Raw genomic sequence first — 22895 nt, 5'->3', positions numbered from 1 at the left:
GCGCGAGAGGCCGCGCGACCTGGATTCGTCAGGGCCTGCGGACTCCGGTTTCGAAAGTGTGCGCTACCGGTTCGGGTGATCGTTGGTTCATTGCGGTGATTTCGCGTGGCGGGGCCGCGTCCTGCGCACTAAGTGCTCTCCGGCGGGTTGTGGCTGCGCTGCCGTGGACGGGCATCGGGTGCGCGCCGTTCCCGGGAACCGCTCGGATGCCGCGGAAACAATTCGGCCGGAAACTCTCGCATGAGTTAACGGGGCCGACGAACGGTCACCAGTCGACGAGGAGGGTGTGGACTCCGTAGTTGACGGCGGCGGAGCGCAGCGGGACCTGCTCCGGTGCGACGGCCAGCCGCAAGGTGGGGAATCGGCCCAGCAGCCCGGAGAATCCCGCGCGCAGCTCCACCCGGGCGAGCTGCGCGCCCAGGCAGTGGTGGATGCCGTGGCCGAAGGCGAGGTGCCCGGCGCCTGATCGGGCGAGGTCCAGCCGGTCCGGTTCCGGGAACTGCTCGGGGTCCCGGTTGGCCGTGGACAGCGACAGCGTGACCAGCTCGCCCCGGCGGATGGTCTGGCCGTGCAGCTCCACGTCCTCCAGCGCCGTGCGGGTGGTGCCGAACTGGTTGATCGTCAGGTAGCGCAGCAGTTCCTCGACCGCCGTGCCGGTGGCCGCCGGGTTCTCGCGCAGCCAGGCGAGTTCCGCGGGGTGGGCCAGCAGGGCGTAGGTGCCCAGCGCGAGCATGTTCGCCGTCGTGTCGTCTCCACCGGTGACCAGCATCGCGCTCATGGTCGCGATCTCCTCGTCGGAGAGCTCCCCGTCGGCCACCAGCGCGCTAGTCAGGTCCGTGCCGGGGTCGGCGTGCTTGGCGCGCACGTGCTCGCGCAGTTCCGCCAGCAACCGCTCCCACGCCTGCCCGGCCTGCTCGGGGTCGGCGTCGAGCCGCAGCAGCGCTTCGGTCGTCGCCCGCACCGACGCCCGGTCCATCGGCATCCCGAGCAGGTCGCGGATCACTTGGAAGGCGACGGGGCTGGCGAAGGACTCGACGAGGTCGATCGGTCCGCCCGCGCGCTCCATCACGTCGAGCCGTTCGGCGACCGCCCGCTCCACCAGCGGCTCCATCTCCCGAACCCGCCGCAGGGTGAACGCCGACACCAGTTTGCGCCGGTACCGGGTGTGCTCCGGCGGTCCCATGACGCTGAACAGGCCGGGTGCGGCCGTGGTCTCCTGGGGTCGCCGGTCGGCCGGGCCGCGAAGCAGGTCGATGCGCGAGCGGAAGCGCTGATCGGTGAGCACTTCGCGGACCGAGGAGTACCCGGTCACCAGCCAGCCCGGCGCGTCACCGGGGTGGTGCATCCGGGCCAGCGGCCGGTGCGGGAGCAGGTCGCGCAACCCGTCGTGCGGGGCGAACGGGGTGCTGCGAGTGGTGGCGTGCTCGTCGATCGCGGCGGTGCTGCTCCCGCGGTCGTCGGGGGACGGCCGTTCGACGCGGTGGAGGGACACAGCCGCCATGCTCCGGGCCGATCGGTGCCGTGTCAGGAGGAATCACTCGGCCGTGCACCGGCATCGCCCGGTCGCCGGAGCGGGAATCGCCCTCGGCGCAACGGAATTCCGCCCATCGGGCAGCACGATCACCGCAACGCGCAGGTGTCCGCGCCGCGCATCGGGCAACGCCGGGGTCCGGCTCGGTGATCTCCCCGATGTCCGGCCGGGTGCACCGGGCCAGTGTGGTTCCGAAGCCGCGGTCGGCGGTTTCCCGCGAACACCGCGGTTCCTGCGAGCACTGGGGAGAACACGATGGGCGAACCGAACCGCACTACGGGGGCGTTGTTGGCGGCAACGCTGCTGTGCCTGGCGGTCCCGGCCACGGCGGTGGCCGAGCCACCGCGATCGGAGCCGGCGCTCGCGCTGCCCGAGCCGAGCGGCCCGCACCCGGTCGGATCCACGGCGCTGCACCTGCGCGACGAGTCCCGGGCCGACCCGTGGGTGCCTGCCGAACGGCGCGAGCTCGTGCTCACCGTCTGGTACCCGGCGGCGGAACCGGTGGGCGAGCCGACGCGGTACGTGAGCCCGGCCGAATCCCGGTTGTTCGTGGAACTGCAGGAGGAGCACGGCGCGCAGCCGGTCGAGCCACCGGAGATCCTCAGCACCGTCGGCACGCACGCGAAGGTCGGCGCACCGGCACTGCGCACTCCCGAGGGTCATCCGCTGGTCGTGCTCTCCCCGGGGTTCTCGTGGCCGCGGGCGACGTTGAGCGGGATGGCGGAGGAACTGGCCGGTCGCGGCTACGTCGTGGCCGACATCGGGCACGACCACGAGTCCGCGGGAACCGAGTTCCCCGACGGGCGGGTCACCGAATGCGTCGCCTGCGAGACGCAGGACATGGCGAAGGTGGTGCGCGGCAGGAGCGACGACGTGCGGTTCGTGCTCGACGAGCTCGCCCGCGCCCCGGAGTTCGGCGAGCTCGTCGACGAGCGGCGGATCGGCATGGTGGGGCATTCCATCGGTGGCGCGAGCGCGCTCGAATCGATGCTCGCGGACCCGCGGATCGACGCGGGCGTGAACCTCGACGGCACCTTCTTCGAACCCCCGGCCGGCGGGCTCGACCGCCCGTTCCTCATGTTCGGCTCGGGCGCGCACGGTCCCGGCGGCACGGACTCCACGTGGGACGCCACCTGGGAAGGACTGCGCGGCTGGAAGCGGTGGATCACGTTGAACGGTTCCGGGCACGGTTCGGCCACGGACCTGAGCATGCTGGTCAACCAGTACGGCATCGAGTTCCCCGGTGAGCCGCTGCCCGGCGCGCGCGGCGCCGAGCTCGGCAACCGGTACGTGGCGGCGTTCCTGGACCTGCACCTGCGCGGGCGGGCGCAGCCGATCCTGGACGGTCCCACCACCGAGAACCCGGAAGCGCTGTTCTGGCACCACGACCAGTGATCCGCCCCCGCGCCCTGGGACCGAGTCCTGTCTTCGCCCCCCCCCCGGCCCGGTGCGTGCGCGCGGGATCACCGTCGTTGTCTTGTCAGGGGCGAAGCCGCTGAGCAGTGACCACCAGAGCAAACCGACCACCCGCGGGTTCTCAGCGTTCTTCTCGCGAGGACGGCTTTTTCCCTCGTGGCGGAGCCACTTGGGAAAAAGATCCCGCAGCGAGAAGAACGCTGAGGTTCCGCCACCCGACCCCACGCAGAACGAGCAAGGACGCTCAGCGGGACGGCCGGTAGTGCCGGAGTTCGCACGTGCGGCGCACCAGGTCCCGCATCGACTCCAAGGTGCCGCTGACCGTCCCCGCCGCTCGGGACTGCACGAGGACGTTGCCGAGGGCGGTGGCCTCCACCGGCCCGGCGATCACCGTGCGGCCGGTGCGCTCGGCGGTCAGCCGGCACAGCAGCGTGTTCCGCGCCCCGCCGCCGACGACGTGCACGGTGGACAGTGCCCGGCCGGTGATCCGTTCGAGCAGGTCGATGGACTCGGCGTAGGCCGTGGCGAGGCTTTCCAGGATGCAGCGCACGAATTCGGCGCGGGTGCCCGGAACCGGCCGGTCGTGCTCGGTGAGCCAGGCCGCGATGCGGGCGGGCATGTCGCCGGGCGGCAGGAACCTGGCGTCGTTCGGGTCGAACTCGGCGACCCTGCCGGGCGGGATCTCGGCGGCCTCCGCGAGCAGCGATTCCAGATCGACCGCCGGGGCCGCCCGGCTCCACCGGTCGACGGATTCGGTGAGCAGCCACAGGCCCATCACGTTGTGCAGGTAGCGGATCCTGCCGTCGACGCCGAGCTCGTTGGTGAAGTTCGCCGCCCGGCCCTGCTCGGAGAACAGCGGCCGGTCCAGTTCCGCGCCGACCAGCGACCACGTTCCGCAGGAGATGTAGGCGAACGAGTCGTCGCGGGCGGGCACGGCGACCACCGCGGACGCGGTGTCGTGCGAGCCGACCGCCGTGACCGCCGACCGGCCCGCGCCGAGCTCGTCGGCGACTTCCGGGGTGATCTCGCCGATCCGCTCGCCGGGCGAGACCAGCGGCGCCACCAGGTCCCGGCCGACGCCGAGCCGGTCCAGCAGCACCTCCGACCACTGCGACGTCCGCGCGTCGAGCAGGCCCGTGGTGGAGGCGTTCGTGCGCTCCGCGACCTGCTCGCCGGTGAGCCAGTAGGCCAGCAGGTCCGGGATGAGCAGCAGCCGCTCGGCCAGCGGCAGCAGCCCGTCCTCCCGATCCGCGGCGAGTTGGAAGGTGGTGGTGAACGGCAGGTGCTGCAAGCCGTTCACCTCGTACAGCTCGGCAGGACCTACGATCTCGTGCACGGTAGGGACCGCCGCCGCGTTGCGGTCGTCGCGGTAGTGGTGCGGCATCCCGAGCATCCGGCCGCCGCGCAGCAGCGCGTAGTCCACGGCCCACGAGTCGATGCCGATGCTCGCGAGGTCCGCCTCCCGCGTCGCCTGCCGAACGCCGTCGCACACCTCCCGGTACAGCTCCAGCACGTTCCAGTGCAGCGCTCCCCGGATGCGCACCGGCCGGTTCGGGAACCGGGCGACGGTGCGCATCCGGAGTTCGTCCGGCCCGGCGCGACCGAGCATCACCCGGCCGCTGGTGGCGCCCAGGTCGACCGCGGCGACAGCCCCAGCCATGTCCTCCTCCTCGGATCGCTCAACGCTTCTGCCGCCACGGCGGCGAATTCCTCGTCAACGGCGGAACCGCCGACCCGGCACCGCGGGCGGGCCCCAGCTACCCCCTCGCGGAGGCAGCGGTGTGGCGGCACCCCCGAGACGAGCAGGCAGCCGGGTCCGGCCCCGCGCGGTGCTCACCGCAAGAACGCCGCCGCCACGCCCGCGTCCACGGGGACGTGCAGCCCGGTGGTGTGGCTCAGGTCGCCGCCGAGCAGCGCGAACACCGCGTTCGCCACGTGCTCGGGCAGCACCTCCCGCTTGAGCAGGGTGCGCTGGGCGTAGAACTCGCCCAAGTCCTCCTCCGCGACGCCGTAGACCTTCGCGCGCTGCGCGCCCCACCCACCGGCGAAGATGCCGCTGCCGCGCACCACGCCGTCCGGGTTGACGCCGTTGACGCGGATCGCGTGCCCGCCGAGTTCGGCGGCCAGCAGCCGCACCTGGTGCGCCTGATCGGCCTTCGCGGCGGAGTAGGCGACGTTGTTCGGCCCGGCGAACACGCCGTTCTTCGACACGATGTAGACGATGTCGCCGCCGAGCCCCTGCTCGACGAGCACCTTCGCCGCCGCCTTGCTGACCAGGAACGAGCCCTTCGCCATCACGTCGTGCTGGAGGTCCCAGTCGGCGGCGGTCGTCTCCAGCAGCGGTTTCGACAGCGACAGCCCGGCGTTGTTGACCACCACGTCGAGCCCGCCGAACGCCAGCACCGCGGCGTCGACGGCGGCGGCCACGGCGTCCTCGTCGGTGACGTCCGTGCCGACGCCCACCGCGACGTCCGGGGAGCCGATCTCGGCCGCGGCTTCCCGGGCCTTCGCCTCGTCGAGGTCGGCGAGCACGACGACCGCCCCGTCGCGGGCGAGGCGGGCCGCGGTGGCCTTACCGATGCCGGAGGCGGCCCCGGTGACCAGCGCGACCTTCGTCGCCAGCGGCTTGGGCGCCGGGCGGCGCCGCAGCTTCGCCTCTTCCAGCGCCCAGTACTCGATGCGGAACTTCTCCCGCTCGTCGATGGGGGAGTAGGTCGACAGCGCCTCCGCGCCGCGCATCACGTTGATGGCGTTGACGTAGAACTCCCCGGCGACGCGCGCGGTCTGCTTGTCGCCGCCGTAGCTGAACATGCCGACGCCGGGGATCAGCACGATCGCCGGATCGGCGCCGCGCATCGGCGGCGAGTCGGCGGTGGCGTGTCGCCGGTAGTAGGCCGCGTAGTCCTCGCGGTACTGCGCGTGCAGTTCTGCCAGCCGCCGCGCGGATTCGCCGACGGAGGCGGTGGCGGGCAGGTCGAGCACCAGCGGTTTCACCTTGGTGCGCAGGAAGTGGTCGGGGCAGCTGGTGCCGAGCTCCGCCAGCCGGGGATGTTCCGCGCGAGCCAGGAACTCCAGCACTTCCGGCCCGTCGGTGAAGTGCCCCACCTGGCGCTTGTCGGTGCTCGCGAGGCCGCGCAGCACCGGCGCGAGCGCGGCGGCCTTGGCGCGGCGCTCCCGCTCGGGCAGCGCCTCGTAGCCGTCGAGGACCGCGCCGAACGGATCGGGGCGGCCGTGCGCGGTGATGTGCTCGGCGGCCGTTTCGATGATCCACCGCGAGTTGCGCTCGCAGTCGTCGCTGGTCTCGCCCCACGCGGTGATGCCGTGCCCGCCGAGGACGGTGCCGATCGCCTCGGGGTGCGTCCGCTTGATCTCGGCGATGTCCTGCCCGAGCTGCCAGCCGGGTCGCCGCCACGGCACCCACACGACTTTCTCGCCGAAGATCGCGCGGGTCAGCTCCGGGCCGTCGGCGGCGGTGGCGAGCGCGATCCCGCTGTCGGGGTGCAGGTGGTCGACGTGGACGGCCTCCACCAGCCCGTGCATCGCGGTGTCGATGGACGGCGCGGCGCCGCCCTTGCCGTGCAACGCGTAGTCGAACGCGGCGACCATCTCGTCCTCGCGCTCCACCCCGGGGTAGACCCCGGACAGCGCGCGCAACCGGTCCAGCCGGAGCACGGCCAGCCCGCGCTCGGTGAGCGTGCCCAGATCACCCCCGGAGCCCTTCACCCACATCAGCTCGACCGGTTCGCCGGTGACGGGGTCGGTGTCGTGGCCCTTGGCGGAGGTGTTGCCGCCCGCGTAGTTGGTGTTGCGCGGGTCGGCGCCCAACCGGTTGCTGCGGGCGATCAGTTCCTCGACGGCGCTGGAATTCGCCATGGCGGCAGCGCTCTCCTCTCCTGCTCGGTCGGACATCAGGCTCCCCACCCGGCCTGCGCGCCGCCGACGCGCTGCTCGGCGAGGAAGCGGGCGTGGCCGGAGTCGGCGTAGGCGCGCATCGGTTCCGCGGGCAGCCCGCGGGACGCGCGCCACTGCGCGAGCGCCGGTCGCACGTCGGTCTGGAAGGCGTCCATCAGCACCTCGTTGGCGCCCAGCACGTCGTGGGCGTCCTGCGCCTTCGCGAGCTCCGCGCGGTCGACCAGCAGCGCCCGCGCGGTCATCTCCTGCACGTTGAGCACGGACCGGATCTGCGCGGGGATCTTCTCCTCCACGTTGTGGCACTGGTCGAGCATGAAACGCACCGGCGAGCCCTCGTCGAGCCCGCCGCCCGCGACGACCTCGTGCAGCACCCGGAACAGCTGGAACGGGTCGGCCGCGCCGACGATCAGGTCGTCGTCGGCGTAGAAGCGCGAGTTGAAGTCGAACGAACCGAGCTTTCCCAGGCGCAGCAACTGCATCACGATGAACTCGATGTTGGTGCCCGGCGCGTGGTGCCCGGTGTCCAGGCAGGTGAACGCGCGGTCGCCGAGCGCGCTGACCTGGACGAACGAGGTTCCCCAGTCGGGCACGTCGGTGTGGTAGAAGGCCGGTTCGAAGAACTTGTACTCCAGCACTAGCCGCTGGTGCTCGCCGAGCCGCTCATAAATCTCGGCCAGCGACTCGGCCAGCCGGTCCTGCCGGGCGCGCAACGAATCCTGGCCGGGGTAGTTGGTGCCGTCGGCGAGCCAGATCTTGAGGTCGGTGGACCCGGTGGCGTGCATGATCTCGATGCACCGGAAGTGGTGGTCGACGGCCTTGCGCCGCACCGCAGCGTCGGAGTGGGTGAGGCTGCCGAACTTGTAGGCCTCGTCCTGGAACGTGTTCGAGTTGATCGTGCCCAGCCGCACCCCGAGCCCTTCGGCGTGCGCCTTGAGCGCGGTGAAGTCGTCGACCTGGTCCCACGGGATGTGCAGCGCCACGGCGGGCGCCAGGCCGGTGAGCTCGTGCACCTTGGCGGCGTCGGCGATCTTCTCCTGCGGAGTGCGCGGTGTTCCGGGGGTGCCGAACACCTTGAACCGGGTGCCCGAGTTGCCGAACGCCCAGCTCGGCAGCTCGATGGCCTGCCGGGCGAGGGTGCCGGTGATCTCCTCGAAACGAGGCGGGGTCATGCGCGTTCTCCTTCGCACGGATCGGTTTCCGGTAGGTCGGCGAGCTGGTCGGCCAGGTGGAAGACCTCGTCGAGCGCGGTGGCGGCCTGATCGGCGCGCCCGCCGTCGCCGACGAACAGGTCCGCCATGGACCGCTCCCACCGCGCGGCCACGGCGGATGCGGCGAGGTGGTTGTCGGAGGCGGCGGGGGAATCGGTCTCGTAGTACCCGATGAGCAGCCCGTCCGGGCGCAGGAACAACGAGTAGTTGCGCCGCCCCGACGCTTCGATCTCGCGCAGCATCTCGGGCCACACCGCGGCGTGGCGGCGCCGGTACTCGTCGAGCCGCTCCGGGTCGACCTGGAGCTGGAAGCACACGCGGGTCACGGGCTCACCACCGCGCCGCCGGTGCTCTCGGGCGTGCCGTAGCGTTCGTGCTCGATCTGCTGGAGGCTCTTGCCCTGCGTGCGGGGCGCCCAGACCGTGCCGATGAGCAGCGAGGCGATCAGGAAGCCGAGGATCAGCGTGCCGAGCCCGCGCAGTCCGATCTGCGTCAGCAGCGCGGGGAATCCGACGCTGAGCAGGCCCACCAGCACTCGCGCCGCCAGGAACAGCACGCCCTGCGCGCTGGCCCGGTAGCGGGTGGCGAACAGCTCGCTGGCCCACAGCCCGTAGAACGCCTGCGCGCCGATGCCGGAGGACACGCCCCAGCCGACGGCGAACACGAGCAGGGTCGCGGTGTTCGCGGGCGCGTAGATCAGCGCGGCCCAGGCCAGCACGCCCAGCGCGGCGCCGGCGCAGTACAGCGCTCGGCGGCTCACCCGGTCGGCGAGCAGCATGAATCCGAAGTAGGTGGCGACGCTGGTGCAGCCCCACACGAGGACCTGCAGCAGGTACTGCTCGGTCACCGAGGTGAGGCCGACCGCGTCGTACACCCGCGGCTGGAAGATCCCGGCCTGCCCCGCGACCGCGTTCCACAGCGCGTACACGCCGAACAGGAACAGCATCGCGAGCAGGTTCGTCCTCCTGCTGAACAGGCCGCGCACGCTGCTCAGGAAGGTGAGCTGCTGACTCGGATCGTCCTTGCGGTCGCGCCACAGCGTCGATTCCGCGAGGCCGCGGCGCACCCACCAGGTCACGGCCGCGACGACGAACAGGTGCAGGAAGATCAACCGGCTGCCGAGCAGGCCGAACGGGGCGGCCACGACCGCCAGCAGGTAGCCGAGCGTCGGCCCGATCGACCACGCGAGCTGCGCGGCGCCGACGTGGGCGGCCCGCTTGTCGTGCGGCGCTTCTTCCGCGATGTAGGTCCAGGAGGCGGTGACGCCCGCGCCGACGGCGATGCCGGTGAGCACGAACGCGGTCAGCAGCATCCCGAAGGACGTGGCGAACACCGCCAGCAGCACACCCAGCATGTACAGCAGCAGGTCGTAGGTGTAGATGAACTTGCGGCCGTAGCGGTCGCACAGCGGGCCGCCGATGGCCGCGCCCGCGGCGGCGCCGAACGCGTTCGCGCTCAGCGCGGCGAGCAGCCCGACCGCCAGATCGTCCAGGCCGAAGCGCTCCTGCCAGAGGCTGAGGCTGGTGGCGATCGCGATGATCGAGCCCGCCTCGATGTAGTTCGACATGGCCACGGCGATCGTCGCGCGCCAGCCGGTCGTGCGTTCGCTACCGAATCGGACCCCCATCGGTCCTCCTGTCCATCGGCTCTGATGTCGCAGGCTCCGGCGGCGAGCGCACGGAGTGTTGAAACGTTTCAATCAATGGATCCGCACGATAAGGGGTTGCGCCGTCGGAGGACAAGGTCCTGCTGGTCTAGTGGCAGGTGCTCCGAACGCGTTCGAGCCGAGGACGTTCCGGAAACGGAGCAGGAGCGGCCGGGTGTCCGCTGGGGTCGAGGTGCAAGATCCGCAGGCCGCGTAGGTGTGTAACGATTAAACACCTGGCGTGGGATCGGCTTGATCCACCGTCGGATCAGGGCCGCGAGCCGCGCGCCGTCGGACCGGCGCACTACGGTCCTCCCCATGGGTGAGACGACGATCGCGGACTATCTGCTGCACTACCTCCAGCAGTCCCGCGACACCGTGCTGCGCGGACTGGACGGGCTGGGGGAGTACGACGCGCGCCGTCCGCTGACACCCAGCGGATCCAACGTCCTCGGCCTGGTCAAGCACTTGGCGGGCATCGAAGCCGGCTACCTCGGCGACTGCGCCGGGCGCCCGTCACCGGTGCGGCTGCCATGGGTCGAGGACGGTTCGATCTGGGACGGCGCGGACATGTGGGCCACCGCCGAGCAGTCCCGGGACCACCTCGTGGGGCTCTACCGGGAGGCCTGGGCGCATTCGGACCGGGTGGTGGCGGAGCTGCCGCTGGACGCGCCCGCGCACGTGCCGTGGTGGCCGGCGGCGCGGCGGGACACGACCTTGGGGCACCTGCTGGTGAGGGTGGTCGCGGAGACCGCGCAGCACGCGGGGCACGTCGACGTCCTGCGCGAGGGCGTCGACGGCCGGGGCGGGCCCGACCACGAGGACTTCGGAGACGCCGCGCACTGGGCGGCGTACGTCGGGCGGATCCAAGCCGCGGCCGACGAGCACCGCGGCTGATCCGTCCCGCGCGGGGTCAGCCGGGCTGGCTGCTGTCCTTCTGGCTGCCCCAGCCGTGCCAGCGGTCGATCTCGATCAGCGCGGACACCCGGGGCCGCTGCCGGTCGGGGTACTGCTGGCCGAGGTAGTGCTCGGCCAACCGGTCGATGTCGGTCAGCCCGGTGTCCTCGCGCAGTTCGGTGACCCGCCCGAGCAAGGTGACGTGGGTGTACCAGTCGCCGTCGTCGAGCACGGTCAGCGTGACGCGCGGGTCGCGGCGGATGTGGTCCAGCCGCTTGCGGCCCTCGTCCATGTTGACCAGCACCTTGTCGTTCTCCCACAGGTACCAGGTGGCGGTGGAGACCGGCTGCCCGTCCGAGCGCAACGTCGTGATGGTCGACGGGTTGGGCTTGCGGAGCAGGGCGATCGTGTCGGCGGGCAGTGGTGGCACGGACATGGGTCCTCCTCGTTCCTGCGTGGTGGTGCGGACCGTGGCCAACGTACCGGCGCGCACGGCTCGGCGCGCGCAGCGGTGGGGGTGATCGCGGAGCGCCGGTCGAATGTGGAGGGTTCGCCCGCAGCGGCCGAGCAGATCCACGGCGGATCGAGGAAACCGTTCCGGCTCAAGGGAATCGGGCGTTCGAGTGCACAGTGGACGCGATCTCGCGCGCGCGGGACGCGCGAACGCCGCCGCGCCGGGCCGGCACGACGGCGATCGATCCGCGATGAGCACTACCCGATCGGGCAGGTGTCCCGGTACTCCGCGATCTCGGACCCGCTCGGCGGCGGACACAGGAACCGGTCGTAGCGGACGTCCTCGTCGACGAAGCGCTTGAGCCACGCGATGCTCGACTTCGCGATGGTCGTGTCGTCGGTGTTCGGCGCCAGGTGCCCGGCGCCCGCGAGCTCCAGGTAGGCCTTGTCCGGTGAGCCGGGCAGGCTCTCGTAGAACGGTTCCGAATGGGAGCTCACCGGAGCCACCGCGTCGTTCTCCGCACCGATGATGAGCGTCGGCGTCCGCACCGCCGACCAGTCCCGCACCGTGTGCCACGGCGTCAGCGGGATCGAGGCCTTCAGGCTCGGATCGTCGACGGTGGCCCGCAGCGACCCGCCGCCGCCCATCGAATGACCCATCACCGCGCGGCGGTCCGGGTCGAGGCGATCGCGCACCGCGGGCTCGGTGCTCAGGTGGTCGAGGGCGGCGAGCAGTTGCCCGGCCCGCGAGTCCGGCTGGTCGTAGGGGGTGAGGGTGTCGATGGTGAACACCACGAAGCCCCGCGAGGCCAATCGGGGGCCGTACCAGGACATCGTGGATTGGTCCCCGGTGTAGCCGGGGGAGACGGCGACGGCGCCGAAGGTGCCTTCGGAGGTGTCGGTGGGGTAGTAGATCGTGCCGCCGCCGAAGCCCGTGGCGCCGCTGCGCGGCACCACTTCCTGCTCGACGGCGAACGAGCCGAGGGGCGCTTCGATGCTCTCCTCGGTCGGGTCGGGTCCGCGCTGGTAGGAGTCGTCGGCGGCGTGCGCGATCGGCGAGCCGCCCGCGAGCAGGCCCAGCAGCGCGGTCGCGGCGACCAGGGTGCGGCGTCTTCGGCCGGGCGATGAGGGCGATGTTGCAGTCATGAACCACGCCTTTCTCGAAATGAATCGATGGGCGGTGCGCACTGCGCGGCACGGGGTCGATCACCACCGGTGCCGGGAATATCACGTTCCGATGATGTTGCCCGCTGCCTACTGGCGAGTCAAGAAACGGGTTTCGCGCCCGGGTTTTCGGCCGTCTTTCACCTGTGCTGCCGGGGATTTCGGTTCCGCTTGAGGTTCGTGCCGGTCACGGCGCCTGACATCGATGTCCAAGGTGAATCGAAAAAGCGTTGACATCGATGACATGGCTCGCGTTCCATCTGTGCCAGCCGGCGAAGAGGCCGGTGTCGTGGTCTGAAGGAGCGTGCCGAGTGGAGTTCGCAACGACCGAAGCGGTCGTCGGCATCGACGTGGGCAGCACCGAGATCAAGGTGCTCGTCACCGATCGGCGCGGCGGGACGTTGAGCCTCCGGCGCACGCCGACCGACTGGCGCCGCACCGCCGACGGGCACAGCGAACTGCCCGCCGAGCTGCTCCTGGGCAGAGTTCTGTCCACTGTGTCCGGTGCCGTGCAGGTGGCCGAGCGCTCCGCCCACGGCCTGCGGGTCACGTCCGTCGCGATCACCGGGATGGCGGAGTCCGGGGTCCTGCTCGACCGCCGCGGCACCCCGATGCACCCGATCATCGCGTGGTTCGACCAGCGCGGCGGAGCCGAACTCGCCGCGCTGCCCGGAGATCTGGTGCGCGAGTTCAGCGCGCGCACCGGACTGCCGCTGAGCCCGCTGTGCTCGTTCGCGAAGCTGAACCGCCTCGTCGAGCAGGGCCTGTCCCCGCGCCGCGCCGGGCGCTGGCTCAACGTGCCCGAGTACGTCGCCCACGCGTTGGGCGGCGCGGCGGTCACCGAACCGTCGCTGGCCTCCCGGACCGGGCTGCTCGACCAGGCCACCCGGTCGCCGTGGTCCCCTGCGCTGGAGCACCTGGGGCTGTCCGCCGCGGTGCTGCCGCCGCTCACCCCGGCCGGAACGCCGATCGGCACCGTCGACCACCCCGATGTCCCGGAGTCGGTGCGCGGCGCGGTGCTCAGCGTCGCCGGGCACGACCACCCGGTCGCCTCCGTCGCCAGCGGCGTCTGGCACGGCGAGCACCTGTTCGACTCCTGCGGCACCTCCGAGGCGCTGCTGCGCGTCGCGTCGGCGCCCTTGCGGGACGACCAGCGCGCCCGGCTCACCGACGAAGGCATCGCGCAGGGCATGCACGTCCTGCCGGGCCGCTGGATCCTGCTCGGCGGTACCCGCGGCGGCCTGCTGCTGGACCAGGTGCTCGCGCTGCTGGGGCGCAAGGAACAACCCGGCCGGGCCGAACTCGACGAGCAGTGGCTCAGCGAGCCCCCCGAAGGCGCGGCCATCCAGGTCAGCGGTGCGCACGCCCGCAGCGAGCACGTCGACGTGCGGCTCGGCGGCGACGGCGCGACCCCGCTGCGGGTGTGGTCGGCGGCGCTGTCGCACGCCATGGCGGAGACCGACGCCGTGATCGCGCTGATGGCCGCGGAAGCCGGGCCGCACGAGCACGTCACCGCCGCGGGCGGCTGGACCCGGATGGGCAGCTTCCGCGCGGCGAAGCAGCGCAGCCTGCCCGAGGTCCGCTACTCGCGCCTCGACCAGCCCAGCGCCTACGGCGCTGCCATCTTCGCCGCCCGTGCCGCCGCGCACGCCGACGGCGAGACCGCGGTGTCCGCAGTGGACATCGCCCGTCAGTTCACCGACAACGCCCTCGACACCATCGGAGCGCAACCATGACCGCGGCCCTCGCCGACATCGCCCAGTCCGACGGCACCTTCGCCATCGTCGCGCTCGACCAGCGCAACACCTTGCGGCGCATGTTCACCGCCGCGAACCAGCCCATCGACGACGACCTGCTGCGCGGGTTCAAGGGGGACGTGGTGGGCGGGCTCTCGCCCAGCGCCAGCGGCCTGCTCGTCGACCCCGACTTCGGCGTCCCGGCCGCCGTCGAGGACGGCAACCTCGCGCCCGGCGCCGGACTCGCCGTCGCCGCGGAACCGTCCGACCGCGGGAAGTTCGGCGACGAGCCGCTGACCCGCCGCGAGCCCGAGCAGAACGCCCAGTGGGTGCGCGACATGGGCGGGCACGCGGTGAAGTTCTTCGTGCAGCTGCGCGCCGACCGGGACCGCGAGCTCGGCGGCCGGGACGTCTCGGCGGAGGCGGTCGACGCCGCCGCGGAGGTCGTCGCGGACTGCCGCGCCGACGGCGTGCCCTCGGTGATCGAGAACCTGATCTACCCGCTGCCCGGGGAGGGCGAGCTGTCCCCGCAGGCCCGCGCCGACGCGATCATCGAGTCCGCCCGCGCGCTCGACGAGCTCAAGCCCGACCTGCTGAAGCTGGAGTACCCGGGTTCGGCCGAGGCGTGCCGCCGCCTCGCCGAGGTCGTCACCGTCCCGTGGGTCGTGCTCTCCGCCGGAGTCGGCTTCGACGAGTTCCAGGACGTGCTGCGGATCTCCTGCGACGAGGGCGGCGCCTCCGGTTTCATCGCGGGGCGTGCCTTCTGGAAGGACGCGGTGGCGCTGGACCAGCCGGAGCGGCGCCCGTTCCTCGCCGACACCGCCCGCCGCCGGCTCGACCAGTGCGTGACGGCCATCCAGGGCCGAGCCACCCCGTGGACCTCCATCACCGCCTGACCGGGCGGTGTTTCCGCTGCGGGGCCAACGACATCGCCGGTCCCGCGAGGAGATCGCTGAGGAGCCGCCGGGCACCGCTCAGCGGCTCCACCGCCGACAGGACACGCGCTCGCCGCACCGGCAGGCGACACCTGAAGATTCCGCACCGCTCTTCCCCGGCAGCGTCGCCGGAGAAATGAGGTTCGACAGTGGCCACCACGTCACTCGATCCCGCACCACCCTCCCGCGCCGCCGGGAAGGCCGTCACCGGAGCCGCGCTCGTCGCGGCGCTCGGCGGGCTGCTGTTCGGCTACGACACCGGCGTCATCTCGGCGGCCCTGCTCTACATCGCCCCGGAGTTCCAGCTCTCCGAGCTGTGGCAGCAGGTCGTGGTCGCCTCGCTGCTGGTCGGCGCGATCGTCGGCGTCGGGCTCGGCGGGATCATCGCCGACGCCCTGGGCCGCAGGCGCACCTTGTCGATCACCAGCGTGGTGTTCACCGCCGGCGCGGTGATCTCGGCGCTGGCACCGGACCTGGCGACGCTGCTCGGTTCGCGGCTGCTGCTCGGCTTCGCCATCGGCACGGCGTCGTTGTCGGTGCCCGCCTACATCGCCGAGATCGCGCCCCCGGAGAAGCGCGGCAGCCTGGTGTCGATCAACCAGATCATGATCAGCTCCGGGATTCTGCTGTCCTACATGTCCGGGTACGTGCTCGCCGAAGCGGGTGCCTGGCGCTGGATGCTGGGGCTGGCAGGGCTGCCGTCGCTGCTGATGTTCGCCGGCCTGTTCCGGTTGCCGGAGAGCCCGCGGTGGCTGGTCTCGCGCGGGCGGTCGCAGGAGGCGCGCGAAGTGTTGCGGCGCATCGTCGGTCCGGACCGGGTCGAGTCGGAGCTGCGCGCGTTGTCCTCGGCGGTCACCGCCGAGGACGGCGTGACCTACCGCGACGTGCTCAAGCCCGCGATGCGCCCGGCGATCTACCTCGGCATCGGTGTGGCCGCGGTGAACCAGCTGGTCGGCGTCAACGCGATCACCTACTACGCGCCGACCCTGCTGACGAAGGCCGGTTTCGGGACGTCGGCGGCGATCCTGTCGTCGGTCGGCATCGGTGTGGCCAACGTGGTGTTCACCCTCGTCGGGCTGCTGCTGGTCGACCGGATCGGGCGCCGCCCGCTCCTGCTGGTGGGCCTGGGCGGGGTCGTCGCCTCGCTGGTGGGGATCGGCCTGCTCTACGCGGTGACCGACCTCGGCGGCGGGTGGGGCGTCGCGCTGGTCGCGCTGCTGATCACCTACGAGGCGATGTTCTCGGCCAGCATCGGACTCGCCATGTGGTTGATCAACAGCGAGATCTTCCCGACCGCGCTGCGCGGCAAGGCGGGCAGCTTCGGCATGTTCACCCACTGGGGCCTGAACCTGATCATCTCGCTGACCGTGCTGAGCGCCTTCGAGGCGTTCACGCCCAGCGGGCTGTTCTGGCTCTACGCCCTGTTCGGCCTGATCGGCTTCTTCTACCTGAAGAAGTACCTGCCCGAGACCCGCAACCGCACGCTCGAAGAGGTCGAGGCGACCCTGCGGGCCAGGGCGCGGGGATGAGCCCGCTCGCGGTGTTCGTCTCCGGTGCTCCGGCCAGCGGCAAGACCACGCTGGCCGGGGCGCTGGCCGCACGGCTGGGTGCCGCGCTGCTCGACCTCGACGTCGTCACCGGGCCGCTGACCTCCCTGCTGGGCGAGGTCAGCGGCGCGGGCGCCGCGCCGGACCACCCGTGGATGCGGGAGCACGCCCGCGGCGCGCGCTACGAGTCGTTGCTGGCCACGGCGTTCGACTCGGTGCGGGTCGGCACCTCCGCGGTGCTCGTCGCGCCGTTCACCGCCGAACGCGCCGACCCGGCTTCGTGGGCGGCCGCCACCGAGCGGTTCCGCGCGGTCGACGTCGACCCGGTGCTGGTCTGGATGGACAGCCCACCGGAGGTCGTCCTGGCCCGGATGCGCGGGCGGGCGGCCGAACGCGACGCCGACAAGCTCGCCGCCCCGGAGCGGGTGCTGGCCGCGCGGACGGCCCCGCCGATCACCCCGCACGTTAAAGTGGACGCGACGCGGCCGATCGCCGAGCAGCTCGCCGAGCTGGACCGGCGCGGCCTGAGTGGAAGGGAACCGGCGTGCCTGGAGGCAACGTCACGCTCTACGACGTGGCCACCGCGGCCGGAGTGAGCCCCAAGACCGTCTCGCGCGTGATCAACGGCGCGGCCGGGGTCTCCGAGAGCACCCGCGGTCAGGTGCAGGCCACCATCGACGAGCTGAACTACCGGCCGAACTTCCACGCCCGCTCGCTGCGGGTGGGCCGCGACGAGGCGATCGGCGTGGTGCTGGAATCGCTGTCGGACCCGTTCTTCGCCGAGATGGCCAGCGTCATCGAGCAAAGCGCGCTGGAACGCGGCCACGCGGTGCTCGTCTCCAGCGTCGGCGGCGACCCGGAACGCGAGCACGGACTCGTGGAAAGCCTGCTGCAGCGCCAGGTCTCGGGCCTGATCATGGTTCCGGTCAGCCGCGACCAGAGCTACCTGCGCGCCGTCGCGGGCAGCACGCCGGTGGTCTTCGCGGACCGCCCGGCACGACCGGCGACCGGGCTCGGCACCACCGTCCTCGGGGACGACTTCGGCGCGGCGGAGGCCGCGACCCGCCACCTGCTGCACTCAGGGCACACCCGCATCGCGCTCATCGGCGACCGACCCGACGTCTACACCACCGGCGAGCGGATCCGCGGCTACCGCAGCGCCATGGAGTCCTCCCGCGTCGGCGTGGACGAGCACCTCGTCAAAACGGGCCTGTCCAGCGCAGCCGAAGCCCGCAGCGCGCTCGACGACCTGCTGCGCTCCCTGGAACCGCCCACCGCGGTGCTCTCCTCGAACGCGCGCTGCTCGCTCGGCGTGGTGCCCGCGCTGCACGCGCGCGGACGCCCCGACATCGCCTTCATCAGCTTCGGCGACTTCCCGATGGCCGAGTCCCTGTACCCGGCGGTCACCGTCGTCGACCAGGCCCCCGCCGTCATCGCCCGCACCGCCACCGCCGAGCTGTTCAACCAACTCGACGGCACAACGGGGACCGGCGCCACCCTCACCCTCCCGCTCACCCTCACCCCCCGAGGCTCCGGCGAAATCCCCCTCTCCGCGGTATCGCGGTAGTAGGTCAGAGCAGTCGTCGGTTGGACCTGCGCTGCTTCCTGATCGCCAGCAACGCGCCGCTCGAGTCCATGTGCACTAGTCCACCCCATTGGTGCTCGACGACGGACTTGTTGCGGTGCCATGCCTTCAGGACCGTCGGCAGGCGTGCTTCGTGCTCATCCAAACGCCAGTTGGCAAGCAGGTCGCGTTGCTCGGAGAGCAGCGCGGAGAACACCTCGACGCGTTGCTTTCGCAGGCGGAAGACCTGGTCGGTTCCCACAAAGGTCATGCCTCCGAGCGTGATGCTGGCATCGCACTGGAGTCCAGGGGTCGAGTCGGAGCCGGTCGGGCCCAGCAGCTTCTGCTGACGCTCCGTGAGAAGGCCGCGAGCTGTGTCTCGTTCTCCGGCGAAGGTGAGCAGAGAAGCGGCCCCAGTGCGGGCGAGGATCTGAGACAGCCATTCCCAGTGATCCTCGTGAATGGCGAAGCCGGGACGTGAACTCGGGAGCCCGTCGGCATCGCGAGTGTCGATCTCGGGGTACAAGTTCTTGTCGGCAGCAGGTTCGGACAGGTTCGGAGCGGACTTCCCAGGCACCGTCAGGATGCCGAGCCCGTCCGTCGCCAACACTCGGGTCTCGATGCCCTCGCCCTTGAGCAAGCTCGTCGCGAGCATCAGTGCGGGAACCGGCTCTCCTCTCGTGTCCGACTCGCCGAGCAGCAACGTGTGCGCACGGTGCTGTGAACGCGCGAGCTGGTCGTGCTGGGCCTCCGGCTTACCGTGCGATCCCCTTGCGTCCACGGCGAAGATGCGCAGCGGGGCACCTGGTTTGCGCCCCACGAGGAAATGGTTCGGCAATCCGGAGTTTCCTGCCGCAGGCCTCCGCCCCTTCGCGGGGCGGAAGGCGCTGAACACGATTTCCGCATCCAGGACGTCGAACCGGTGATCGGGGTAGCGCTCCCGCAACAGCTGCTGTGCGGCTGAAAGTCCGAAGGCACTGCCGAGATCTCGAGCTTGCAGCGACCGCTTGTGGGTGTGCCAGTTCTCGCCCTCGGAACTGAGCCGCATCCGACGTCCGTCGCGGGTTTCGATGGCCGTGACGTAGCGCAGGCAGTCCCATTGCTGGGCCAACGCACGCGCGGAACCCTGTCCGGCCAGTGCGACCGCACGGGCAAAGGTGTGCAGCAGCTGCCAAGGAGTGACTGACATACCGCTCGCTGCGTTCTGCGCGCCAGGGAACGGAAATGTTCGGCCGGGCCGCGCCAGGGGCGGACGCTTCTTCTTGACGCGTTCCCGATCGAGGTGTTTCGCGCGCCCGCGCACTTGGTCGACAAGGCGAGGGGTCGAGTGGAACGACACGACGGATTCTTCGTTGAGCTTCTCGAACGCTGTCTTGAGGTCCACTCACCCTCCACGGCTGCTTGATCAGCGAGACCGTGCCAACTCACCACAAGCGGCGCCTCGTTGTCTGCCGCCTGTCGGCTGACGTTCGGAGCAGCGTTTTGCGCAGCTCGCGGGTCCTCCGAACGCCGGTCGATTGGTGCGTCCAGGGGGTTTTGAAAGGGCGCGGTGGCGGTGAACGATCGCCTGTTGGGCCGTCAGGGGGAGTCATGCTCATCCACCGAGGTGGGGCAAGACGAGTTGTCGGTAGCGGGCGGTCATCGTGGGGAGGACTTCGTCGCCGGGGGTGGACCAGATGTCGGCGTTGAAGATCTCCACTTCGACGTCTCCGGTGTAGCCGGTGGCGGTGATCGCGCGGGTGATGGGGGTGAAGTCGATGACGCCGTCGCCCATCATTCCCCGGGACAGCAGGGCATCCGCTGCGATGGGGAGGTTGAAGTCGCACACCTGGTAGGCGGCGATGCGGTGTTCGCGGCCCGCGCGCGCGACGCTGTCGGCGAGGTTCGGATCCCAGAAGACGTGGAAGGTGTCGACGACGACGGCCACCGCGTCGGCCGGGTGCGGCGCGGCGAGGTCCAGCGCCTGCTCCAGCGTGGAGACCACGGCGCGGTCGGCGACGTACATCGGGTGCAGGGGTTCGAGTACGAGGCGCACGCCGTGCTCGCGGGCGAACGGGGCGAGTTCGGCGAGCCGGTCGGCCACCCTGGCGCGCGCTCCGGCGAGGTCGCGGCTCCCGTCGGGCAGGCCACCCACGACCAGGATCAACGCGTCCGTGCCCACGGTGGCGGCCTCGACGATCGCCGCCCGGTTGTCGTCCAGCGCGGCCTGCGCTCCCGCCGGGTCGGCGGCCGTGAGGAAGCCGCCCCGGCACAGGCTGGAGACCCGCAGGCCCGCGTCGCGCACCGTCTTCGCCGCCGTCTCCAGCCCTGCTTCGGCGACGCGGTCGCGCCACAGCCCGACCGCGGGCAGCCCGGCCCGAGCCGCGCCGTCGACGGCTTCGCGCAGCGTCCACCGCTTCGTCGTCGCCGTGTTCAGCGACAGCCTCGCCAGGTCGTCGGTCATGTCCGCACTCCGTTCACCGCGAGGAACTGCCGCATCCGGTGCGCCGCCAGGTCGGGGTCGAGCAGCAGGCCCGCGCCGTCGGCCGCTCGGAGCACCTCGGCGAGGTGCGGGACCGACCGGCCTGCGTGCAGGCCACCGGCCATGGCGAAGCCGGGCTGGTGACCGTTGAGCCAGGACAGGAACGCGATTCCGGTCTTGTAGTGGAACGTCGGGGATTCGAACAGCAGTCGTCCCAACGGTTCCGTGCTGTCCAAAATGGACTTCGCGGTGCGCGGATCGTCGCGGTCGAGGGCTTGGATCGCGGCGGACGCGGCCGGGTAGATCGCCGCGAACACGCCCAGCAGCGCGTCCGAATGGTCGGTGCCCTCGCCCACGATCAGGCCGGGGTAGTTGAAGTCGTCGCCGGTGTAGAGGCGCACTCCGGTCGGCAGGGCGCGTCGGAGCGCGATCTCGTGCTCGGCGTCGAGCAGCGAGACCTTCACGCCGTCGACCTTCTCCGGGCGCGCCCGGATGATCTCCAGGAAGGTCCGCGTCGCCGCTGCCACCTCCTCGCTGCCCCAGTAGCCGTTGAGCAGCGGGTCGAACATCGGTCCCAGCCAGTGCAGGATCACCGGTGCGTCGGCCTCGTCGAGCAACGCTCCGTACACCGCGGCGTAGTCCGCGGCCGAGCGCGCGATCGCGGCCAGCGCGCGGGAGGCCATCACGATGACCGTCGCGCCGCTGTCCGCGACGACCTCCAGCTGCTCGCGGTAGGCGTCCAGCACCGCCTCCAGGCCCGCGCGCCCGGACGGGAGCGCGGCGAGGTCGAGCTGATCGGTTCCCGCTCCGGCGGCGATCGCGCCACCGGTGGCGCGCGCTTCGGAGGCTGAGCGGCGGATGAGCTCGGCGGCCTGCGTCCAGCCGACGCCCATGCCGCGCTGCGCGGTGTCCATGGCCTCGGCGACCCCCAGCCCGTAGGACCAGATGCGGCGCCGGTACGCCAGGGTCGACTCCCAATCGATGTCGGCGGGGGCACCCGGCACGTTCTCGCCCAGCGCCCTCGGCACCACGTGCACCGCGGCGTAGGCGACGCGAGTCCTCAATGGACCGGCCGGTTCCGGCCAGTGCCGGGGCGGGGTGAGCACGTGCTCGACGAGGGTGCCGTCCGCGCGGGGCAGCTGCAGCGCGGTCACGGTGCCACCTCGCCGAGCTCGACGCGGCGCCCCTCACGGGAGGACGTGAGCCCCGCCTCGGCGAGCCGCAGTCCGCGCACTCCGGCCAGGAAGTCGTAGGGGTGGTCGCCGTCGTTGTGCAGGTAGCGCACGAACTGCTCCCACTGCGCCTTGAACCCGTTGTCGAACTCCCCGTTGTCGGGCACGGGCGACCACTGCTCCCGGAACGGGGTGCGCTCCACCAGGTCGGGGTTCCACACCGGTTTCGGGGTCGCGGCGCGGTGCTGCGCGCGGCACTGGTGCAGGCCGGCGACGGCGCTGCCGTGCGTGCCGTCCACGTGGAACTCCACCAGCTCGTCGCGGTGCACGCGGGTCGTCCACGAGGAGTTGAGCTGCGCGACGATCCCGCCGTCGAGCTCGAAGATGCCGTAGGCGGCGTCGTCGGCGGTGGCGGGGTAGGCGTCGCCGCGTTCGTCCCAGCGCTGCGGGATGTGCGTGACCACGCGTGCGGTGACCGCTTCGACGCGGCCGAACAGGTTCTCCAGCACGTAGTTCCAGTGCGGGAACATGTCGGTGGTGATGCCGCCGCCGTCCTCCTGGCGGTAGTTCCAGCTCGGGCGTTGCGCCGGTTGCAGATCGCCTTCGAAGACCCAGTAGCCGAATTCGCCGCGCACCGACAGGACGCGGCCGAAGAAGCCGCTCTCCACCAGGCGCCGCAGCTTCAGCAGGCCCGGCAGGTAGAGCTTGTCGTGCACCACGCCGGCCCGTACGCCCGCCTCGCTCGCCGCGTGGGCCAGCCGCAGCGCGCCCTCGACGTCGTCGGCGATCGGCTTCTCGGTGTAGACGTGCTTGCCCGCGGCGATCGCCCGCATGATCGCGGGTTCCCGCACGCTCGTCAGCTGCGCGTCGAAGTAGAGCGCGTCCTCGGTATCGGACAGGGCGGTGTCGAGGTCGGTGGTCCACCGGTCCAGGTCGTGCCGTGCCGCGAGCTCCGCGAGCTTCTCGGCGTTGCGGCCGACGAGGATCGGGTCGAGCCGCACCCGGCTGCCGTCGGAGAGCTCGACGCCGCCCTGCTCCCGGATGGCCAGGACCGACCGCACCAGGTGCTGGCGGTGCCCCATCCTGCCGGTGACGCCGTTCATGATGACGCCCAGCCTTCGCTCCGTCATGCGGTACCGCCTCTCTGGAAAGCGCTTACCAAAACCGTAGGCGGAAGCCGGTTCGCGAGGCAAGGTGCAACGGAAGGCGTTTTCCGAGGAGGACGTCGGCGGCGGTACCGGGGGAACGGTCTTG

Annotated in this window: 19 protein-coding genes; 7 read left to right on the top strand and 12 right to left on the bottom strand. The window is 71.4% G+C overall.

The features are described from left to right. Nucleotides 1–265: 265 nt before the first annotated feature. Nucleotides 266–1492 carry a cytochrome P450 gene (locus BJ969_RS15050; RefSeq protein WP_343071418.1) on the bottom strand — a complete coding sequence of 409 codons (1227 nt, stop codon included), beginning with the start codon at nucleotides 1490–1492 and terminating at the stop codon, nucleotides 266–268. Between the two features lie 294 nt (nucleotides 1493–1786). On the opposite strand from BJ969_RS15050, the gene BJ969_RS15045 reads away from it, so the two are divergent. Then, entirely contained in the window at nucleotides 1787–2926 is a 1140-nt protein-coding gene (locus BJ969_RS15045; protein WP_184479548.1) for an alpha/beta hydrolase family protein, read from the top strand. A gap of 265 nt (nucleotides 2927–3191) precedes the next feature. On the opposite strand, the gene BJ969_RS15040 is transcribed toward BJ969_RS15045, so the two are convergent. The 5 genes from BJ969_RS15040 to BJ969_RS15020 all read right to left on the bottom strand — a co-directional run bounded on the left by BJ969_RS15040 (nucleotide 3192) and on the right by BJ969_RS15020 (nucleotide 9694). Continuing rightward, nucleotides 3192–4607, bottom strand: a complete 1416-nt coding sequence (locus tag BJ969_RS15040) for a rhamnulokinase (RefSeq protein WP_184479547.1) — start codon at nucleotides 4605–4607, stop codon at nucleotides 3192–3194. Nucleotides 4608–4780: 173 nt separating this feature from the next. After that, nucleotides 4781–6820: a bifunctional aldolase/short-chain dehydrogenase gene (locus BJ969_RS15035; protein ID WP_184479546.1), complete on the bottom strand. Its 2040-nt coding sequence runs from the start codon at nucleotides 6818–6820 to the stop codon at nucleotides 4781–4783. Nucleotides 6821–6855: 35 nt separating this feature from the next. Next, nucleotides 6856–8028 (bottom strand): L-rhamnose isomerase, encoded by a 1173-nt coding sequence (gene rhaI / locus BJ969_RS15030; protein ID WP_184479545.1) that lies wholly within the window; start codon nucleotides 8026–8028, stop codon nucleotides 6856–6858. Further along, on the bottom strand, nucleotides 8025–8393 hold the full coding sequence (locus tag BJ969_RS15025) for an L-rhamnose mutarotase (protein ID WP_184479544.1): 369 nt from the start codon (nucleotides 8391–8393) through the stop codon (nucleotides 8025–8027). Before BJ969_RS15025 ends, rhaI begins: the two co-directional genes overlap by 4 nt. Beyond that, entirely contained in the window at nucleotides 8390–9694 is a 1305-nt protein-coding gene (locus tag BJ969_RS15020) for an MFS transporter (RefSeq protein WP_184479543.1), read from the bottom strand. The genes BJ969_RS15025 and BJ969_RS15020 overlap by 4 nt, the downstream gene beginning before the upstream one ends. A 336-nt stretch (nucleotides 9695–10030) precedes the next feature. Here BJ969_RS15020 and BJ969_RS15015 point away from each other — a divergent pair, with 336 nt between their 5' ends. Continuing rightward, on the top strand, nucleotides 10031–10609 hold the full coding sequence (locus BJ969_RS15015; protein WP_184479542.1) for a DinB family protein: 579 nt from the start codon (nucleotides 10031–10033) through the stop codon (nucleotides 10607–10609). Nucleotides 10610–10625: 16 nt separating this feature from the next. On the opposite strand, the gene BJ969_RS15010 is transcribed toward BJ969_RS15015, so the two are convergent. Together BJ969_RS15010 and BJ969_RS15005 are read right to left on the bottom strand one after the other, a co-directional pair. Then, nucleotides 10626–11045, bottom strand: a complete 420-nt coding sequence (locus BJ969_RS15010; RefSeq protein WP_184479541.1) for a PPOX class F420-dependent oxidoreductase — start codon at nucleotides 11043–11045, stop codon at nucleotides 10626–10628. A 275-nt stretch (nucleotides 11046–11320) separates the two neighbouring features. Further along, nucleotides 11321–12208 carry a poly(ethylene terephthalate) hydrolase family protein gene (locus BJ969_RS15005; protein ID WP_184479540.1) on the bottom strand — a complete coding sequence of 296 codons (888 nt, stop codon included), beginning with the start codon at nucleotides 12206–12208 and terminating at the stop codon, nucleotides 11321–11323. Between the two features lie 329 nt (nucleotides 12209–12537). Here BJ969_RS15005 and BJ969_RS15000 point away from each other — a divergent pair, with 329 nt between their 5' ends. The 5 genes from BJ969_RS15000 (at nucleotide 12538) to BJ969_RS14980 (ending at nucleotide 18011) form a co-directional block, all read left to right on the top strand. Beyond that, nucleotides 12538–13962 (top strand): FGGY family carbohydrate kinase, encoded by a 1425-nt coding sequence (locus BJ969_RS15000; protein ID WP_184479539.1) that lies wholly within the window; start codon nucleotides 12538–12540, stop codon nucleotides 13960–13962. Next, nucleotides 13959–14858, top strand: coding sequence for a hypothetical protein (locus BJ969_RS14995; protein ID WP_184479538.1), 900 nt, complete (start codon nucleotides 13959–13961; stop codon nucleotides 14856–14858). Before BJ969_RS15000 ends, BJ969_RS14995 begins: the two co-directional genes overlap by 4 nt. Before the next feature lie 188 nt (nucleotides 14859–15046). Then, complete coding sequence (locus BJ969_RS14990; RefSeq protein ID WP_184479537.1) at nucleotides 15047–16426, top strand: sugar porter family MFS transporter; 1380 nt, start codon at nucleotides 15047–15049, stop codon at nucleotides 16424–16426. Next, nucleotides 16423–17040 (top strand): P-loop nucleotide/nucleoside kinase family protein, encoded by a 618-nt coding sequence (locus tag BJ969_RS14985; RefSeq protein WP_184479536.1) that lies wholly within the window; start codon nucleotides 16423–16425, stop codon nucleotides 17038–17040. The genes BJ969_RS14990 and BJ969_RS14985 overlap by 4 nt, the downstream gene beginning before the upstream one ends. Further along, nucleotides 16989–18011 (top strand): substrate-binding domain-containing protein, encoded by a 1023-nt coding sequence (locus BJ969_RS14980; RefSeq protein WP_184479535.1) that lies wholly within the window; start codon nucleotides 16989–16991, stop codon nucleotides 18009–18011. The genes BJ969_RS14985 and BJ969_RS14980 overlap by 52 nt, the downstream gene beginning before the upstream one ends. A 4-nt stretch (nucleotides 18012–18015) precedes the next feature. On the opposite strand, the gene BJ969_RS14975 is transcribed toward BJ969_RS14980, so the two are convergent. The 4 genes from BJ969_RS14975 to BJ969_RS14960 form a co-directional block, all read right to left on the bottom strand. Next, nucleotides 18016–19392, bottom strand: a complete 1377-nt coding sequence (locus BJ969_RS14975) for a hypothetical protein (RefSeq protein WP_184479534.1) — start codon at nucleotides 19390–19392, stop codon at nucleotides 18016–18018. A 210-nt stretch (nucleotides 19393–19602) separates the two neighbouring features. Continuing rightward, entirely contained in the window at nucleotides 19603–20451 is an 849-nt protein-coding gene (locus BJ969_RS14970) for a sugar phosphate isomerase/epimerase family protein (protein WP_184479533.1), read from the bottom strand. Further along, nucleotides 20448–21623 (bottom strand): DUF993 family protein, encoded by a 1176-nt coding sequence (locus BJ969_RS14965; RefSeq protein WP_184479532.1) that lies wholly within the window; start codon nucleotides 21621–21623, stop codon nucleotides 20448–20450. The genes BJ969_RS14970 and BJ969_RS14965 overlap by 4 nt, the downstream gene beginning before the upstream one ends. Then, a complete protein-coding gene (locus tag BJ969_RS14960; protein WP_184479531.1) occupies nucleotides 21620–22771 on the bottom strand; it encodes a Gfo/Idh/MocA family protein in 1152 nt (383 codons plus the stop codon). Before BJ969_RS14960 ends, BJ969_RS14965 begins: the two co-directional genes overlap by 4 nt. Between the last annotated feature and the right edge of the window lie 124 nt (nucleotides 22772–22895).

The organism is Saccharopolyspora gloriosae (assembly GCF_014203325.1).
In the GTDB taxonomy this organism is placed as follows: domain Bacteria; phylum Actinomycetota; class Actinomycetes; order Mycobacteriales; family Pseudonocardiaceae; genus Saccharopolyspora_C; species Saccharopolyspora_C gloriosae.
This window is presented reverse-complemented; position numbering and strand designations above follow the sequence as displayed.